Source organism: Edaphobacter paludis (assembly GCF_039993895.1).
Lineage (GTDB): Bacteria > Acidobacteriota > Terriglobia > Terriglobales > Acidobacteriaceae > Edaphobacter > Edaphobacter paludis.
Map to the genome: position 1 here is coordinate 2,342,658 of NZ_CP121194.1, position 17,730 is coordinate 2,360,387.

Below are 17,730 nucleotides of genomic sequence, written 5' to 3' on the forward strand. Positions count from 1 at the left end.
CACGCTCGGCGCCATCGCTGTTCATCTTTTCGTGTCCCCGCCAATCGCGATCACGACATACTTTGCCGGCACGTTCCCCACATTCCGCAAACGATGCATCGTTCCAAATGCCACATAGATCACCCCACCCGCTCCTACCTCTTCCGCCTTGCCATCGTGCTCAAATTCCACGGTGCCTTCGCGCACAACAATAAACTCCGAGTGTTCGATCCTGTGCGCCGCATTCGGCTTGATTCCGACCGGCTGCATCGATTCATGCACCGCGACGACCTCTCCCGTCTTGAGCACCCCATGCGCGACATCTTCGCTCTCCCCTCCATTCGGCATCCTTCTCACCGTCATCTTCCCACTCGGAAACACCTCCGCCTGAGATAGCACATCTGCGCCTGATACCTGCGCCGAGCCCGTTGCACTCTGCGCTCTATTGACGCCGCAACTCAAGGCCACAAAGACGAAAAGAAAACTCCAAACCCGCAACCGAACCATATTCTTCATGCCGCCATCCTACGGCAAGCGTAAGCCGCTGCCAATCTTCCAGTCCGTGTCATCTCCTTGCCCCATCTACTGAAGATCTGGCCCACCTATCCGATGCGCATGATAGGTCTCCAGTCTGATCGTTACCTGTCTGGATGTAATATGAGGCGTGCATCTTCCAGTAAATCCGCCGGTGTTGCCAATGCTCGCCAAGCGAGTGGCCGAAATACCAACGGGAAACATGTGGATCTTTGAACCCAAGTGGGATGGGTTTCGTGCCCTGATCTTTCGCGATGAGGATGAGATCCTGATTCAAAGCCGGGACGGCAAATCACTGAATCGCTACTTCCCTGAATTGATGGAAGCATTTTCAGCGAAATTGCCTCCCCGCTGCGTTCTCGATGGAGAAATCGTCATCGTATCGGATAACGGTCTCGACTTCGACTCACTTCAGCTTCGTATCCATCCCGCTGCCTCACGGGTAAAGCTCTTGTCTCAGCAAATCCCTGCATCCGTCATCTTCTTTGACCTCCTTTGCGAGGGAGACAGCGACCTTCGCGATGAACCCTTTGAGCGACGGCGCGAAAGGCTCGAATCACTGCTCGTTTCTGCGGAACCTCCAATCCATCTCACGCCTGCAACCTGTGATAGAACGATCGCCGCGGATTGGTTTCGCCGTTTCGAAGGAGCCGGTCTTGACGGCGTGATGGCCAAGTCAATTACAAGCACCTACGAGCCAGACAAACGCACCATGCTGAAGGTAAAACACGAACGCGATTGCGATTGCGTCGTCGCGGGTTTTCGCTGGCACAAGGGTAGCGAGGAAACGGCGATTGGCTCCCTGTTATTGGGACTTTACGATGATGCCGGTGTGCTGCAACACGTCGGCGTTTGTGCGAGTTTTAAATTGGAGAAACGTCGTGAGTTGGTGGAGTACCTGGCGCCTTATAGAAAGAATGCGCTCGCCGACCATCCATGGAAATCATGGTCGACAAGCGACCTTAGCGACGGGGAGCATCGCGTTCCCGGCGGCCAGAGCCGCTGGAGTCAGGGCAAGGATCTGTCATGGGTGCCGGTGCGACCGGAACTCGTCGTAGAGGTCGCGTATGAGCACATGCAAGGCAACCGTTTCCGCCACATGGCCCAATTCCGCAGGTGGCGGATAGATAAGAAGCCTGCCGACTGTACCTACGCGCAACTCGAAGTCGTTCCACCGCAAGAGCTGATGGCGATCTTCCCGACCGGCCGCTGAGGCTTTCGAATCTTCTGATTCTTACTCATGACAGCAAGAATGAGCTACGCACGTGTAGGATCGTCATCCGGATCGGGTGTCTCCTGCTGCGGCCGCAACTCCTCAGGAACGTGACGCAAATTGACGCGAATGCGTGTCCAGGTGGAGGATCTGCCGCGCATTCGATCGACCAGCACATCATCGATAGCGAGAAGCGCAGCCGCCTCTGGATGCTTCGTCTTCCATCGCTCCAGACCTTGCTGCGCCGCTTCTTCACTGGGCGAGTTTGCGATGACGAGTAGCGGCATCCGAGTGCGAGGAGCTTTGCTATTGGACCCCTTCGTCGCAGATTTGCTGGCCCCAGACTTCGCTCGTGAAGGGGCAACTCGCGGAGCCTCACCTTCAGTCTTGCGGAAGTGCGGCGGCCATGGTGCGTCGCTGATACCCTCGGCCTCATCTCGCGCAGCAAGCTCAAGCAAGCCATCGAGCGAACCGCGTGCGGTATCCATGCCAGCGTGAGGATCGCCGATCTCTGCGAATCGATGCGGCATCGTAAGCACCGTGAACTCAGCAGGGTCGCAGTCAGGCACCTCGTGCCAATGAAGAGGGGCGGAAACCCGCGCGTCGGGCAACGGGCGAACGGAATACGCAGAGGCCGTTGTGCGGTCCTTGGCATTCTGGTTGTAATCGAGGAACACTCCGTGACGTTCCTCTTTCCACCATTTGGAACTGGCCAGAGCAGGTGCTCGACGCTCTACCGCCGTGACAGTGCAAGTGCTGCGCGTCGCACCTCAGTAAAAGTCCATCGCGGCTCGATTCGAGCATTGATATGCATACCGCGTGAACCGCTGGTCTTCGGCCAGCCTCGCAGCCCGACCTCTTCGAGGAGCGCCTTCACCTCAAGCGCAACCAGCCGCACATTCGACCACTCCACCCCGGGTCCAGGATCGAGGTCGACGCGCAGCTCATCCGGATGATCAAGATCGGAAGAGCGCACCGGATGCGGATGCAGTTCAATGCATCCCAGGTTCACGATCCAAATGAGTCCTGCCGTGTCATCGACGACAAGTTCCTCCGCAGTGCGGCCAGAAGGGAAAGACAAAGTGATCGTTCGCAACCACGAAGGACGTTCCGAAGGTGCACGCTTTTGATAGAACGCCTCGCCCTCAGCTCCGTTTACAAATCGCTTTAAAACGATTGGACGATCGCGAATTCCCGCCAGCGCACCGGGTGCGACGGCAAGGTAGTAGCGCACAACATCGAGCTTCGAAAGCTTCGTTTGCCTGGAAAAATAGAGCTTATCGGGGTGAGTCACGCGGACCTCACGTCCGTCAATGGTCAACACTTCGATACCTTCTTCTTTTTTCACACTATCCCTATAAGGCTTCGCCTGTACCAGTTGTACTCAGCAGTCTCTCCGAGAAAAGCGGCCTGATATTAGGCGTTGGGTGTACTACTTCTCACTCGTCGTACCCGGCGTAACATTCGCATCTTCTGGAGCGGACGGATTGAGATGGCCTAGATTGTTTTCCGGCGTATTCGAACGAACAGCGGTCTGCCCCGGACCAGCGGTTGAAGGATTATCTCCCAGTGGGCCGGACGGCTGCACTGCAGCTTCCTGCGAAGTTGGTGTTTTGTGCTGAACTGGAGTTTTCGGTTTGTTCTCCGATGTTTGGGATTCCTGGGTTTTTGAAGTCATGTGCTTACTCCTGCCTTGCATGATCTTCATTGGAGAGGATCAGGGCTCTTTCCGTTGCCTGATACTCTCCAAGTCCGCACTGTAGTAGGAGCCTGAAGTACAAACGTAAATATTCAGGAAAGCCCAGGTGAGAACTTCCGATTCCCCACCCTAGTTCCGTACCTGCGCCAGCAGCCGCTTCCAATTCTTTTGATTACGGCGATAGCTCTTCTTCAGGTCTTCCAGAATTCGCTCGAAGTCGGCATGGCCGCTCAGCTTGCGCCATGCTGGATTGATGCTGAACCAGGGATAGTTCTCGTTGCCCAGGTAGATCGCCCGCCGCAGCCAGTGCAGCGCCTCCGATTCATCGCCTTCGACAGCAAAATAAGTCGCCAGGCGGTAGGCCATCTCGCTGTCGGCTTCCGCGGCGGAGAGCGTCTCATCCACGATAAAGCTGGCAGCCTTTTCCCGCTCTCCAAGCTGAACATAGCAGAGGGCAATCGTCGGAAAGACGATCCGCAGTGACGACTCATTGCGAATGACGCTCTCCAGCGTCTCGATGGCGCGCGGAAGATCTCCCGTACGCATCTGCTGGTAGCCAAGCGAGATCCGCAGCAGCGGTTGTTTCGGCTCCAGCGTCAACCCCTTCTGAATCTCGTCCGCCGCCAGTTCCATCTGGTTCTGATACTGGTAGACGCGGGCGCGGTGGTTGTAGATCATCGCCGCGTTGGATGGATTCATGCGAAGAGAAGCATTGAACTGATCGAGCGCCTCTTCGTACATGCCGTCGATACGCAACGTTATTCCAGCAACCAGGCGGACGTTCCAGTCATTACCTGCCGTCTGAAGCAGGTGCTCGATCCCGTGGCGTGCCGACTCTTTTTCGCCGCGGGACAGCAGCATGTAGACACGGTAGAGATTCGCTTCGACCGAACCCGAATCCAGCGACAGCGCCTTATCAAAAGCCCGCCGTGCCTCAAGAACATGCATCTGGCCGCCGAGGCCATGGCGAGCATATTGCAGGTGCGTGATTCCAAGCCCCGACCAGCCCGGCGCATACCTCTCGTCCTGCTTCACGACTGATTCAAACAGTGTTCGCGCACGATCGAGATCGTCACGGCTTCCGGTACGGGTCATGAAAGACGAGAGAACGGCACGCGCCTGCAAGTACTCCTCAGAGACATCTTCAGAGAGCGAGGTGGCGCGATGATTTTCATGGGCTCCCTGCAAGTCGCCGAAGCCCTGCAACGTGCTGAAGACCTCGTTGCAGATCTCCGATTGGACCGACACCAGATCGAAAGAGGCCACATTAATGGAGCCGCCCGCCCGGACGCTCTGGCTGGGTACATCGAGAAGCTGCCAATTGAGGTCGAATCCCTTGTCGGAGCGCAGAAAATTCCCTGCCAGCACAAAATGCACGAGCAGCTTTTTACCAACGCTCAGTGGATCGAGCTGCTGAGTCGCAACGTTCATCAGCGAACTTGAAGGCCGCACCACCAGAGACGGCATCCGCGCAAGACGAGCTGCGATGGCATCGGCCAGCGCATAGCCATACAAAGGAGCGACATCGGCTGGGCCGTAGTTGATAAATGGCAGCACGACGATCGTGTTCTGCGTGCTCACCTCGGCGGGCGTCGATTCACGGAAGCGCTCCGCAAGCATGGAGAGGAGGCCAGTGGTGCGCTTCTCTTCCTCCGGCGTTTCCGTATGGTTGCGGCTCTGGCCACCCTGCGACGGCAGCAGCGAGACCGACTCCCCATGCAACAGCACCGAGTCGAGTTGCATGGCCATCATGATGGTCTTCAGCGCCTCGCGAACCTCCGCGGCAGAAGCAAAGCGAGCCGAGGGCTGCTTTTCAAGGCAGCGGAAGATGACGCTTTCAAGTTCCACAGGAAGATGCGGAGCGATCTGGCGGATCGATGGCGGCTCAGCAAACTGGATCGCGCGAATACTTTGGAAGTCCGGCGCATCGGGGCGATGAAAGGGGTGGCGTCCGGTGGCAAGTTCGTAAAGGATCAGTCCGAGCGCAAAAATATCAGACTGAACGCTCGACTGGCCGGTGACGAACTGCTCCGGAGCCATATAAGCGATGGTGCCGCCGCGAGCGGTATAAGTGGCACCGGCGTTCGGTGGGTTGCGCTTACTGTCCGGTCCGGAGGGATCGAACTCTGCCTTGTCTGGGGTGAGACGGCGGGCGAGCCCGAAATCGAGAATCTTGATCAGGCCACCGTCGGTGAGCATGACGTTGGCTGGCTTGAGGTCGCGATGAAAGATGCCGAGGTTGTGGGCGGCCGACAAACCATCCGAAATCTGAATGCCCGCCGAAAGCGTGAGCTGAAGACTGGCCGGCCCCTCCCCGATCACCTTGTCGAGCGACTTGCCCGGGATGTATTGCATTACGATGTAAGCTTCTTCGCCGTTGCCGGAGTCCGCGGGAGCCACGCCTACCTCATAGATGGCGCAGACGTTCGGGTGGTCTATAGCCGAAGCCAGACGGGCCTCGCGAAGCTGCGTAGTGCGCATCTGCTGTACGGTCAGGTTGCCGCGTTTCAGCAGCTTGAGAACCACAGGCCGCTGCAGAAGGGTGTCGTTCGCCAGATACACAACGCCGCTGCCGCCCGCGCCGATCTTGCGAACGAATTCGTACTGCTCGATGACGCGTCGCTTCATACCTCCATTATCGCAAGCTCGGACGTGGGAAACGTTACAGTCAGCATTCCACCCTATTTTCTCGCCACTGTTTACCTTGAACGTATACTTTCAAAGACGTGGTAAACAGGTACTCGGAAACATCCGCAATCAACAGGCAATGCAATGTCGGGTGCAAATGTCACGAAATCGCGGACGCATATCCACTACAGCCTTGCACTGGCTGGATTGGCCCTCCTGCTGTTTCCTTTGCTGGCATTGGCGCAGAATGAGCCAGCTAACTTTGAGGATGTAGTAGCGCGTGCGTCCGCAGCAAGGCAGCAAAACGACCTTCCCCGCGCGATCGAACTATATCGGCAAGCTCTACAACTCAAACCGTCGTGGCCGGATGGCTGGTGGTTTCTCGGGTCGACGCAATATGCAGCCAATGACTACCCGGGAGCCGAAGACGCTATTACCCAATACCTCAAGCTGACTCCCAACGCCGCGCCTGCTTTTGCCCTGCGGGGACTGTGTGAGTTTGAAACCGGTCAGTACATCCAGTCGATCGAGGACATCGACCACGGACTGTCTCTGGGTGCAGGCAATCAGCCGCGCAACGAACAGATACTACGTTTTCATGAGGCGCTGTCGCTTACCCGCACAGGCCAGTTTGAATCCGCACTGACCCAGTATGCTTTCTTCGCTAAAAATGGAATATCCAATCCGGAACTCTTTATCGGCATAGGGCTGGCGGGTCTCTGGATGCCGCAACTGCCAAAGGATGTGGAGGCCAGCCAGCGCGACTTGGTTCTGGCGGCGGGCACAGCGGCATACTCCATGATGGCTGGCGACGACAAAGGTGGCGCGCAGGAGTTTCAGGATCTGTTCCAGCGCTTCCCGAAGGCGGTGAATGCGCATTATCTTTACGGTTATCTCCTGTTCCAGACAGACCAGGAGCATGCGCTCGCGGAATTCAAACAAGAGTTAGCGATTGATCCTTCCAACACCTTAGCGAATGTAATGGTGGCCTGGACCTATATGCTGCAAAACAAGTTTTCAGAAGGCCTCTCGTATGCCCGGAAATCCGAAGCACAAGAGCCAAATCTTACTATGGCGCAGCTTGTCCTAGGCCGATCGTTAGTGGGAACAGGAGACATACAGGGCGGATTGAAATATCTTGAAAAGGCGCGTCAGCAGCAACCCAATAACCTTGAGGTTCACCTTGCGTTGGTCAGAGCTTATGACGAATCCGGCCGCAGCGAAGATGCCAGGCGGGAGCGCCTGCTCTGTCTTCAGCTTATAAAGAAATGAGGACAGCTACGCGAAGCACTCGTCGATTCTTAGTCCTCCTGCTTTGGGCCATGTGTGTTCCCGCACTGGCCCATGCGCGGCCCAGAAGACAGGCAGACGGGTGTGCAACCTGCCACTCCAGCGAGGCCATGACTCAGCCGTTGACGGAGATGGGGCGTGCCTTGTCCTTACCGGGATCGAACCCCGTTCTACAGGCGCATCCGAAGCTGACCTTCGCAAAGGGGGGATACACCTACACCATCGAAACCAACGCTGGCCATAGCACATACACCGTAAGCGACGGGACAAGAACAATTTCTCTGCCGATTCTCTGGAGCTTCGGCGCAGGCGCACAAACCTGGGTCCTCCAGCGCGGCGATCAGCTTTACGAAAGCCTCGTAAGCTATTACCCCGCCATCCACGGCCTGGACATCACGACAGGCGATGAAAGGATGACGCCAAATACTCTGGATGCGGCTATGGGACGGCCAATGACGCAACAAAATGCCAAAGCCTGCTTCGGCTGCCATACCACCGGCGCAATCTCTCAAGACAAACTGGATTTTCAATCCATGAAACCTGGCGTCGGCTGCGAGCATTGCCACCTTGGCGCAAATCAACACATGGCCGATATCTTTGAAGGTCAGGAGGATTCGATTCCTCCTGACCTAAGCAAGCTAACGTCCGGACATATCTCCGACTTTTGCGGCCAATGTCACCGGACCTGGGAACTGGTAGTAAGGAGCCGCTGGCAAGGCGAGGCGACCGTCCGCTTCCAGCCTTATCGTCTCGAAAACAGTAAGTGTTTCAACGCGACGGACTCTCGCATTGGCTGCATCGCATGTCACAACCCGCATCAACAGGTCGTCAGAAAAGCGTCCTTTTACGATGCGAAATGCCTTGCCTGCCACTCGCCTTCGATGCACCGAGCCTCGGTGCCGTCTGCCAACCGATCAAAATCCTGCCCTGTCGCCAAATCCAATTGCGTGAGTTGCCACATGCCCAAGGTCAACATGCTTGGAGGACATCTAACGTTTACCGACCATGACATTCGGATTGTGAAACCGGGCGAGCCTTATCCCAATTAACACCTTTTCTCCTGCCACGAATCTCTCCGCAAGGCTATGTGCTTGTCACCATATTGAATCGCACAGCCCCACCTTTCATGATGGTCGCGTGCTCCAGAGTTTGGCCGGAGTGTGGCTGGCCATTCAGCGAAACGCTGCGAACAAAAACTGCTTCCGGGCTATTTCCAGCCGCCTCCACGACAAAGGTCTTGTTCCCTGAAAGATGAATGGTCGCTCGCGTGAAGAGAGGACTTCCCAGGGTGTACTCCGGCTTGCCTGGGCAGACCTGATAGAAGCCGAGGGTACTCAGGATGTACCAGGCCGCCATGGAACCCGTATCTTCATCGCCAGGGAAATTATCCGGCGTATACAGTTCCTTCATCACCTTGCGTGCCCAGAACTGCGTGCGATCCGGACGTCCGGCATGAGGAAAGATGTAGAGCATATGATGCGACGGCTGGTTGGACTGTGCGTACTGGCCAAACGGAACAGCAGCCATCTCCGACATCTCATGGATCTCGGCACCGTAAACCCCCACGTTGAAGATCGGCGGGGTTGTCAGCATCTGCTCCAGCGCAGCCGCCGACTCAGCCTTGCCGCCCATCGCGTCGATGAGTCCGGATATATTCTGTGGTGCATCCCAGCGGTGCTGCCAGGCGGATCCTTCGACATAGGGACTTCCCCACGTGAAGGGATCGAAGGGCGTCTCCCACGAGCCATCCTCATTCTTGCCACGCAGGAACTTCGTCTTCGGGTCAAAGAGCTCGCGCCAGTTTTCCGACCGCTTCATGAACATTGCGTAGTCTTCCTGCTTGCCCAGCGCCTTCGCCACCTGAGCGATACAGAAGTCGCCATAAGCTGCATCGACGGTCTCGGCCATCGACTGTGCAATGCGGTTGGCGGGAATGTAGTGCAGCTTGAGGTAGTCCTCCACTCCCACGCGCCCAAAGCCTTTTGCCGGATCGCCGGGAACGGTCGCCTGTTTCCTCAGACCCTCATAAGCCTCCGCAAGATTGAAGCCGGTGATGCCCTTCGCCGCCGCGTCCCCAAAGACAGAATCGATCAGGCTGCCCGTCATACAGGCGCGATAACCCGGCGATGGAAACTGAGGAAGCCATCCCCCCTCCTTGTACGCGTTGACCCATGCCTGAAGAATCTCGCCGAGCCGCTCTGGAAAAAGAATGGACATCAGCGGATACCACGCACGGTACACATCCCAGTAGCCGTGGTCCGCATACATAACCCCCGGCATCACTTTGCCGTTGAAGGCGCTGAAGTGATGCATCTCGCCGCGTGCGTCCGGTTCGTGCCAGATGCGCGGAAACAGCAGCGCTCGATACATGCAGGAGTAGAAAGTCCGTTGCTGATCTCTTGACGCACCCTCAATTTCGACACGGTGCAAGTGCTCGTTCCACCGGCCCGCTCCGGCCTCTCTGAGAGCAGGAACAGAACTGCTTCCAATCTCCTTCTCTATATTGAGCGCAGCCTGCTCGAAAGAGATAAACGAAGTTCCAATCTTCGCTTCGATACTTTCACCCGCCCTGAAGCGAACGACTCCGATCTGATGTCCTCGGATCTGCTTCACTTCGAAACTCTCCCACGGCCCGGGAAACTCCAGCACATAATACGTGGCGAAGTTCTCTGGCACGCCACCCGCGTTTTTCTTCGAAGTAAAGCTGATCCTGTGATGGTCTGGTTCTGGCTGAATGACGCCGATAGTATCTGGAATATCGAAGAGCAGGCCGGGTGCCTCAGCCGTCTCCACCTCGTCGAACTTCGCGGTAAGTACAGCGCACCGCTCCGTTGGCACCAGCTCCACATGAGCGCGATAACGCAGCAGAAATAACTGCAGCGAATAGGGCGTCAGATGTGCCGCTTCGAGATCATACGAGGAAGCCCGTCTCCCTGCCTCCAGATGGATATCCCCTTTGAATGGGAGAAACGTGGCATATCCGTAATCGTCCAGCCATGGGCTTAGCTGATGCGTGCAACGGAAACCCTGAATGCGACGCACGCCCGGCTGAAACATCCACGGCGTGTCGGCATGAGATTGAAGCGTCCAGTGCCCCATACCGAAAGGAAGAGCGGCAATCGGAAGCGTGTTCCCGCGCGAAAACTCCATGGTCGAATTCGTTCCCTGCAGCAGGTTCACCATATCCACGGCGCTTTGCGGCGACGTGTGGGCCTGATCGCGCTGCGTCTCTGTCTCCGTGGCTTGAGCGGTGACTTCATTCGGCAGCGCCGTGCCAAGCGCAACCAGTCCCGATGCTTTGAGGAAGGTGCGTCGGGTTGGATGAATGCTTTTTCCTTTGAATCCTTCAGTCATGAATTTCCCTTTTCGTGCTCTTGGTCAGCGCGCTGTCTTTCACTTTTATTGCAGCTACGGTAATGCGAATGCCACATAGGCGCCGCCCTGTGGCCCTTTTAGGTTCCTCGCCCCACTGGTGCCGATGACAATGTACTGCTTGCCATCCACCATGTAAGTCGAGGGCGTGGCGACACCCGCGAATGGAAGCTGAGCTTGCCATAGGAGCTTTCCATTGCGGCTATCGAAAGCTCGAATCCTGTTGTCAAAGATTGTCGCCGCAATAAACACCAGACCGCCCTTCGTCACAACCGGGCCGCCATAGTTTTCAGATCCAGTGTGGCCCATGCCTTTGGCGGCAAGTTCCGGGTAATACCCAAGAGGCAGCTTCCAAAGGTATTTCCCAGTGTTCAGGTCGATAGCGTTCAACGTTCCCCAGGGCGGAGCCACCGCCGGATAACCATCGGGGTCATAGAACTTGTTATAGCCCGTGAACAAATACCTCATCCAATCGGGCCCGGAGCTGGCAGATTCGACCTCCGTAGCGGGTTGAGGACCGCGAAGATATTCGAGCAGGGTGTTGAGTTGTTCATCAGGCAACGTGGTAAAGGACGGCATTCGGCCCTTCCCGTCGCGAATCGTTTGCGTGATTTGTTGCGGGCTGAGTCGCTGCCCCACCCCAACCAACGATGGGAAGGACGGTGTAATTCCCTCTCGCTGATCCCCATGACAAACGGCGCAGTGGCTTGCGTATACCCTCGCGCCTGCGGAGTCCTGCCCACCAGAGGTCGTCGCTCTTCCAGTCGCGATCTCTTCGTGCGACAACTCTTTCTTGCCGCCAGCTACGCTGTTCTCAGCTTCGTTGCTCTTGCCCGTCCGCAGATACTTCAGCAACGCCGTCAGCGTGTCGTCCTGGAGGTTTGGAAACGTCGGCATCCTTCCTTTGCCGTGATGAATGGTATCCGAAATTTCTGCTGGCGTAAGCCTGCTCTCTACATCAATCAAAGAAGGAAATGCCGGAGGAGAACCTGTGCGATTGATGCCATGGCACACAGCACATTGGCTTCGATAGGTCCGCGCGCCCAGGTCAGCGGTAGGATTGTTCGCCACCAGCATTCCCGTCGTCGCAATATCATTGGCATTTACATAGAGAACACCTGTCGTCGGATCGACGGCAGGACCGCCCCACTCCGCGCCGCCATCGAAGCTTGGAAAAACGACTGTCGCCTTGTTCACCTCAAACGGAACGAACGGTCCTCCACTCCGCAAAGTGCGGAACTGCTCCACCGCCCAGGCATGCGCTTCAGGTGTGCGGTCGGTTAGCATGTCCGCGGTCAGTAACTCCCTGGCATAGGGCGCGGGCGCCAGCGGATAAGGCTGCGTCGGCGAACTCACCTCACCCGGCACATCGCTGGCTGGATAATGTCGTTCCTCGATCGGGAAAAGCGGCTTTCCCGTCGTTCGGTCGAATACAAACAGCCAGCCCTGTTTGGTGGTCTGCGCCAGCGCATCGATGCTTTTACCATTTCGCTTCAGGGTGATCAGCACAGGCGCAGCAGGAAAATCGCGGTCCCACAGGTCATGGTGCACACCCTGAAAGTGCCAGATCAGCTTGCCTGTCTCCGCATCGAGAGCGAGCAGCGTGTCGGCAAACAGATCGTCGCCCAACCTGTTGCCACCATAAAAATCCGGTACCGCAGACCCGGTCGGTACGTACACGATGCCACGTTTCGCGTCGAGCGTCATGCCGGCCCAGTTGTTGGCAGCGCCGGCGCTCTTCCATGCATCCTTTGGCCAGGTTTCGTATCCTGGCTCACCCGGATGCGGGATCGTATGGAACCGCCAACGTAGAGCCCCGGTACGGACGTCGAATGCGCGGATATCACCGGGAGGCGCGGGCGCCGTCTCTGGATTGCGCCCGCCAACAATAATGACGTCTTTGTAAATGACGCCGGGACTGGTAAGAACAACCGACTGCAATTGGTAGTCCCCGCGCAGATCTTTTCTCAGGTCGATTCGACCGCCTTCTCCAAAGCTTTCGATCGGCTTGCCTGTCGCCGGATCAAGGGCATACAGGTAATTCATGATTCCTGCAAAGATCTGACTGTTCTTACCGTCTGTCCAATACGCCACACCGCGCGTAGGCTGATCGCCTTTGACTCCGGAATTGAACTTCCAGAGCAGCTTGCCCGTCGCCGCATCCAGAGCAATGACCTCGTGCGCAGGCGTGAAAGCATAGAGCACACGCCCCACAATCACCGGATTGGTTTGGATACTACCCTTTTCCCCGGTATCAAACTTCCACGCCATTGCCAGCTTTTTCACATTGCCGCGATTGATCTGCGAAAGGCTGGAATAGTGGTTCTCCCCACTCTGGCCGCCGTAAACTGGCCAGTCCTGCATGCGCGCCTTATGCGTCACGGCCGCCGCGTACACAGGGACAGGCGCGTCCCGGTAACAGGTCGATCCAATTGCCGCTGCAACGATTACTGCGACCGCCAGGTTCCGCATCATCCCGTTGCCAACTATACATTTCCTTCTCAGTAGCATCTTCGCTCGCACGCTATCGCCTCGGCATTGGATCATCCGCTCTTACAGAGCAGGTTCTTCAGCGAATGTTTGCTTGATGCCATCTTCCAACGTGGTGAAAGGAGCGGAATAGCAAGCTGCGCGAAGCCCAGCCACATCCGCCTGAGTATAGTGCTGATAACGGTTTTTAAGATCGCCCGGAAATGGAATGTACTCGATCTTGCCCGGCCCGTGGACCTGCATGAGCGCTTCCGCCACTGCCTTAAAGGTGCGAGCTTCCCCGGTTCCGGCGTTCACGATAGCGCGAGTGGGCTTGCGGGGACTATCGGGCAGCAGGCCGCCAAAGAACATATTGATACGCGCAAGGTCCTTCACGAAGACGAAGTCGCGCCGCTGCTCGCCATTGTCGTAACCGCCAGAGCCTTCAAACATGCGAATCGTCCCCGTGTCCTTGAGCTGACGAGTGAAATGATGGATCACGCTGGCCATGCGGCCCTTGTGCTGCTCACGTGGTCCATAGACATTGAAGTAACGAAGACCGACGACTGTGCTCTTGACCTCCGGCAACAGACGACGCAGATAGTTGTCGAAGACCAGCTTTGAATAGCCGTAGACATTGAGCGGGCGCTCGTTCGCTGGAACTTCCTTGAACTCAGTACTGGCGCCGTAAACGGCTGCAGTCGAGGCATAGACAAAGGGAATCTTGTGCTCCAGCGCGAAGTGCAACAGCTCCTTGGAGTAGGTGAAGTTGTTGTCCATCATGTAGCGGCCATCATCTTCCAGTGTGTTGGAGCAGGCCCCCTGATGCAGGATGGCGCGGACTTTTGCGCCTTCGAAGTCACCCGACCGGAGCGCGGCACGGAACTCCTTCTTGTCCATGTAATCGGCATACTCAGCACCCGCGAGGTTGAGGAACTTCGGCCCGCTGAGGTTCGGCGAAGGCGCGAGATTGTCGACGACTAAAATATCGCGCTCGCCGGCGCGGTTAAGCTGGTGAACGATGTTGCTGCCAATAAAGCCTGCTCCGCCGGTTACGATAATCACTCTTAGTTCTCCTCGCTGGTTCCGTTGGGTGCGGTAAGTTTTTTCACGATATTACTAGTGGAGAAGCCTTCGACGGTAGGCACGATTTCGACCCGCCCACCAGCAGCGATGACGTCCTCATGGCCGACGACGGTCTCAACGGTGTAGTCGCCGCCCTTAACCAGAACATTCGGTTTAAGCGCACGGATCAGCTCGAGCGGCGTGTCCTCTTCAAAGAGAACGACGGCATCGACAGCAGCAAGCGCCGCCATGACGCGCGCCCGTTCCCGTTCGCCCACAATAGGGCGCGAAGGGCCTTTTAGTCGGCAGATCGAGTCATCTGCATTCAGACCGAGAACAAGCTTGGAGCCGAAGCGGCGGCAGTCCTCGAGCAGCGTAATGTGGCCCACGTGCAGCAGATCGAAGCAACCATTGGTGAAGACGATAGTCTCGCCCGAGGCACGCCACTCTGCCACGCGTATCTTGGCGTGGTCCAGATCGAGGATTTTTTCCCCCGCAGTTACCCCGGAGCTTGGAGTAAGCGCCGCCACCAGTTCGTGTCGTGCAATCGGCACGGTCCCCACCTTGCCGACGACAATTCCGGCGGCGAGATTAGCGAGTTCGACAGCCGTCTCTATCTGAAGCCCGCCAGCGAGGCAGGCAGCGAGCGTGGCAATCACAGTATCCCCTGCACCCGAGACATCGAAGACCTCACGCGCCCGAGCCGGAGAGTGATATTTACTGTCGCGGCGAACCAGAGCAATTCCCTTCTCGCTCATGGTGACGGTCAGAAACTGAAAGTCATGTTCGGCTATCAGCTCCTGCGCGGCATCGAGGATCGCATCGGTCTGGTGCCCGGAGACGCCCGTGGCAAGCGAGAGTTCGCCGAGGTTCGGGCAGACGGTGGTGGCGCCAGTGTATTTGCTGAAATCAGGAGTCTTGGGGTCGGCCAGAATGGGAATCTTTGCGATGCGAGCGGCGTTAATGACCGCAGCGCAAAGCTGGGTCGTGAGCGCACCCTTTGCATAATCAGAGAGGACCACGGCGTGGACTTTGCTCACCAGCTCCGTCGCGCGGTCGATAAGCCGTCTCAACTCAATTTCAGGCGGAGCTTCCCGGCTTTCGATATCGAGCCGCAGAAGTTGCTGGTTCCGGCCAACGATGCGAGTCTTGGAGATGGTGGGCAGGCTGCTCGAGACGACGCCTACGGTATCCACTCCGGCGCGGTCAAGAATGGCAGCAAGCTCGCTCTGCTCCATGTCACTACCCCAGAAGCCGCTCAGAATCGCATGGCAACCCAGGCCGGCCAGGTTCATCGCCACATTGGCGGCGCCACCGGCGCGCTCGTAGCGCTGAGCATGGCGAATGACCGGCACAGGCGCCTCGGGAGAGATGCGGTCGACGTCGCCATGAATGTAGCGGTCGAGCATGATGTCGCCTATTACCAATACCTTGATCTGGCTGAAGCCGCCTTCGAGCAGGTTTAGAACGGAGTGCAGTTCGGGCAACATTTTCTGGATGGGCTCCTTCCCTCCATCATCGCATTTTCTTGGGAAAGGAAAAAACCGCGCATCCGCCATCCTCGACACCATGCTTGATATCGAGACGCTCAGTCGAGAATGGCCCGAACCTGCTCCAGAACCTCTTCGACCGTGATAGAGGTAATGCACTTCTTGCGCTCTACGATGCAGGTTTCGAGTCCACAGCCCCAACAATCGGTCCGGTGATAGACGACGCGATGTTGTTTGCCGTACGGAAACCAGACGCTGGGCTTATTGCGCGCGGCGAAAATTGCGACGCACGGGGTCTGCACGGCGGCCGCGAGATGCATGGGGCCGCTGTCGTGGCCGATGAAAATCCGCGCATGGCCAAAGGCGGCGGCGCTCTCGCGCGGAGTGAGGACGCCACAGAGATTGATGACGGGACCGCCCCCGGCCTCACGCCAGCCGTCGGCCGCGAACTCGCTGGCCTCACTCTCCGCCGGCGAACCGCTCAGGGTAAGAGCGTTTCCGGGATAGAGTGCAGCCACGTGGGCCAGCAGGGTGCGCCAATTGTCCCGGCCCCAGTCCTTGGACTGAACCTTTGTGCCAACGCTGACGGCGATGACCGGCAGTCCCGCAGCGGGCCTCAGTACCTCGTCAGCCCGCGCCTGTTCTTCGACGGTGAGGCGGAGGTCCCAGCTTTGAGGATCGTCAAGCCGTGCATCGCCAAGCTCGGAAAGATTGCGGGCAAGGCGTGCGCCTTCAGCTTCGAGAGTCTCCCCAGGCTCCTCACGGCGATTCTGCTGCATGTCTTCAGTCATCGGTATTCCGATGAGGCGACGAATCCCGCAGAGCCGGAAGAAGGACGCATCTCGACGAGCCGACTCGACGCCTCGGGCTCCCCCTATATAGACGAGAGCCTGGGGACGCCAGCGAACGATCTGCCACCATAAAGAGAAAAGTTCGCGAAAGCTGCGTGTGCCCACTTCGTACCGATAATAACTATGGACGAGCCCGCTGTTTTCAAGAATCGCGGCTGCGGGCGGAGCCTTCACATTGACGGGGAAGTTGGTCAACATGCGGCGTTCGGCATCAGGGAACGCGCGCGCCGTGAGATGAAGCGCGGGGAGAGCTACAAGCGTATCGCCGAGACTACCAAGGCGGTAGATGAGGACTTTTTTTGCCGATGAGGACATGATCTGCTTTAAGTCTTATTTTAGAGCTAACGTTTTCTTGCAAACCCTACAAGATCGGCCTGATAAAGTCGATGTGGATAGAAATGAAGGTGGTCTGGAAATGCTAAGTGCTTATTCACTGACGGAGATGCAGGACCAAAAGACGCAGACTTGGCACGGATCCGAAGAAGCGATCGAGGGCAAAAGTCTGATGGCGCTGGCCATGGCTCAGCACCGGGCCAACTTCGATCTTTGGCACGAGGAAGACAAGGCGCGCGATCCAGGCGCGACGGATGCCGACATCGCAGCGGTCAAACATCAGATTGACCGGCTGAATCAGCGGCGCAATGATCTGGTGGAGAAGATAGATGAACTGCTCCTGATACAGGCGGGAGCCCAAAACCCAACCGCTCCGCTCAACTCGGAGACGCCGGGACTAATGATCGACCGGCTTTCAATACTGGCGTTGAAGATCTTTCACACCCGCGAAGAGACGCGGCGCGAGTCGGCGACAGAGGTGCACCGGCAGAAAAATTTGGCGCGGCTTGCGGTACTCGAAGAGCAGCGCAGTGATCTTGCAGGGTGCCTCGATGCTCTATGGTCAGAGGTGCTAGCCGGGACACGTCGGTTCAAGCTCTACCGGCAGATGAAGATGTATAACGATCCCGAATTGAATCCCGTACTCTATACACACAGGTGAGCCGGCGATGCTCTGCCCGTATGACGCTTACGGGGAGTTGACCTTGTACCCGCAGGTGGGTATAAAACCGAGACAAGATTATTTGCAGGAATTGGCTCTCCGTATGTCGGGAGTCTTGGGAGCGCCATCCGGCGACAGGAATATCA

12 protein-coding genes and 1 pseudogene are annotated in these 17,730 nt (G+C 57.2%); 4 read left to right on the forward strand and 9 right to left on the reverse strand.

Annotated elements, in window-relative coordinates; all coding sequences use genetic code 11:
• Positions 1-21: 21 nt before the first annotated feature.
• Complete coding sequence (locus P4G45_RS09700; RefSeq protein ID WP_348266279.1) at positions 22-495, reverse strand: cupin domain-containing protein; 474 nt, start codon at positions 493-495, stop codon at positions 22-24.
• A 148-nt stretch (positions 496-643) separates the two neighbouring features.
• On the opposite strand from P4G45_RS09700, the gene P4G45_RS09705 reads away from it, so the two are divergent.
• Positions 644-1,726 carry an ATP-dependent DNA ligase gene (locus P4G45_RS09705; protein ID WP_348266280.1) on the forward strand — a complete coding sequence of 361 codons (1,083 nt, stop codon included), beginning with the start codon at positions 644-646 and terminating at the stop codon, positions 1,724-1,726.
• 44 nt (positions 1,727-1,770) lie between these two features.
• Here the strand turns inward: P4G45_RS09705 and P4G45_RS17050 are convergent.
• The 3 genes and pseudogenes from P4G45_RS17050 to P4G45_RS09725 all read right to left on the reverse strand — a co-directional run bounded on the left by P4G45_RS17050 (position 1,771) and on the right by P4G45_RS09725 (position 6,053).
• Positions 1,771-3,074, reverse strand: a pseudogene (locus tag P4G45_RS17050) (DNA polymerase domain-containing protein).
• A gap of 84 nt (positions 3,075-3,158) precedes the next feature.
• On the reverse strand, positions 3,159-3,404 hold the full coding sequence (locus tag P4G45_RS09720; protein WP_348266282.1) for a hypothetical protein: 246 nt from the start codon (positions 3,402-3,404) through the stop codon (positions 3,159-3,161).
• 150 nt (positions 3,405-3,554) lie between these two features.
• Positions 3,555-6,053 carry a protein kinase gene (locus tag P4G45_RS09725; protein WP_348266283.1) on the reverse strand — a complete coding sequence of 833 codons (2,499 nt, stop codon included), beginning with the start codon at positions 6,051-6,053 and terminating at the stop codon, positions 3,555-3,557.
• A gap of 207 nt (positions 6,054-6,260) precedes the next feature.
• On the opposite strand from P4G45_RS09725, the gene P4G45_RS09730 reads away from it, so the two are divergent.
• The gene (locus P4G45_RS09730) at positions 6,261-7,325 is read left to right on the forward strand and encodes a tetratricopeptide repeat protein (protein WP_348266284.1); all 1,065 of its coding nucleotides are present in this window, start codon (positions 6,261-6,263) and stop codon (positions 7,323-7,325) included.
• Positions 7,326-7,453: 128 nt separating this feature from the next.
• Positions 7,454-8,392 (forward strand): multiheme c-type cytochrome, encoded by a 939-nt coding sequence (locus P4G45_RS09735; protein ID WP_348266285.1) that lies wholly within the window; start codon positions 7,454-7,456, stop codon positions 8,390-8,392.
• Positions 8,393-8,426: 34 nt separating this feature from the next.
• Here the strand turns inward: P4G45_RS09735 and P4G45_RS09740 are convergent, their stop codons facing one another.
• The 5 genes from P4G45_RS09740 to P4G45_RS09760 form a co-directional block, all read right to left on the reverse strand.
• Positions 8,427-10,697 (reverse strand): GH92 family glycosyl hydrolase, encoded by a 2,271-nt coding sequence (locus tag P4G45_RS09740; RefSeq protein WP_348266286.1) that lies wholly within the window; start codon positions 10,695-10,697, stop codon positions 8,427-8,429.
• A gap of 54 nt (positions 10,698-10,751) precedes the next feature.
• Positions 10,752-13,190, reverse strand: coding sequence for a c-type cytochrome (locus tag P4G45_RS09745; protein WP_348266287.1), 2,439 nt, complete (start codon positions 13,188-13,190; stop codon positions 10,752-10,754).
• 78 nt (positions 13,191-13,268) lie between these two features.
• Entirely contained in the window at positions 13,269-14,249 is a 981-nt protein-coding gene (rfaD, locus tag P4G45_RS09750) for an ADP-glyceromanno-heptose 6-epimerase (RefSeq protein WP_348266288.1), read from the reverse strand.
• Positions 14,250-14,251: 2 nt separating this feature from the next.
• A complete protein-coding gene (gene hldE / locus P4G45_RS09755) occupies positions 14,252-15,739 on the reverse strand; it encodes a bifunctional D-glycero-beta-D-manno-heptose-7-phosphate kinase/D-glycero-beta-D-manno-heptose 1-phosphate adenylyltransferase HldE (RefSeq protein WP_348266289.1) in 1,488 nt (495 codons plus the stop codon).
• Positions 15,740-15,837: 98 nt separating this feature from the next.
• Positions 15,838-16,905 (reverse strand): glycosyltransferase family 9 protein, encoded by a 1,068-nt coding sequence (locus tag P4G45_RS09760; RefSeq protein ID WP_348266290.1) that lies wholly within the window; start codon positions 16,903-16,905, stop codon positions 15,838-15,840.
• Positions 16,906-16,978: 73 nt separating this feature from the next.
• Between P4G45_RS09760 and P4G45_RS09765 the strand changes: the two genes are divergently transcribed.
• A complete protein-coding gene (locus P4G45_RS09765; protein ID WP_348266291.1) occupies positions 16,979-17,584 on the forward strand; it encodes a DUF4254 domain-containing protein in 606 nt (201 codons plus the stop codon).
• The last annotated feature ends 146 nt before the right edge of the window (positions 17,585-17,730 follow it).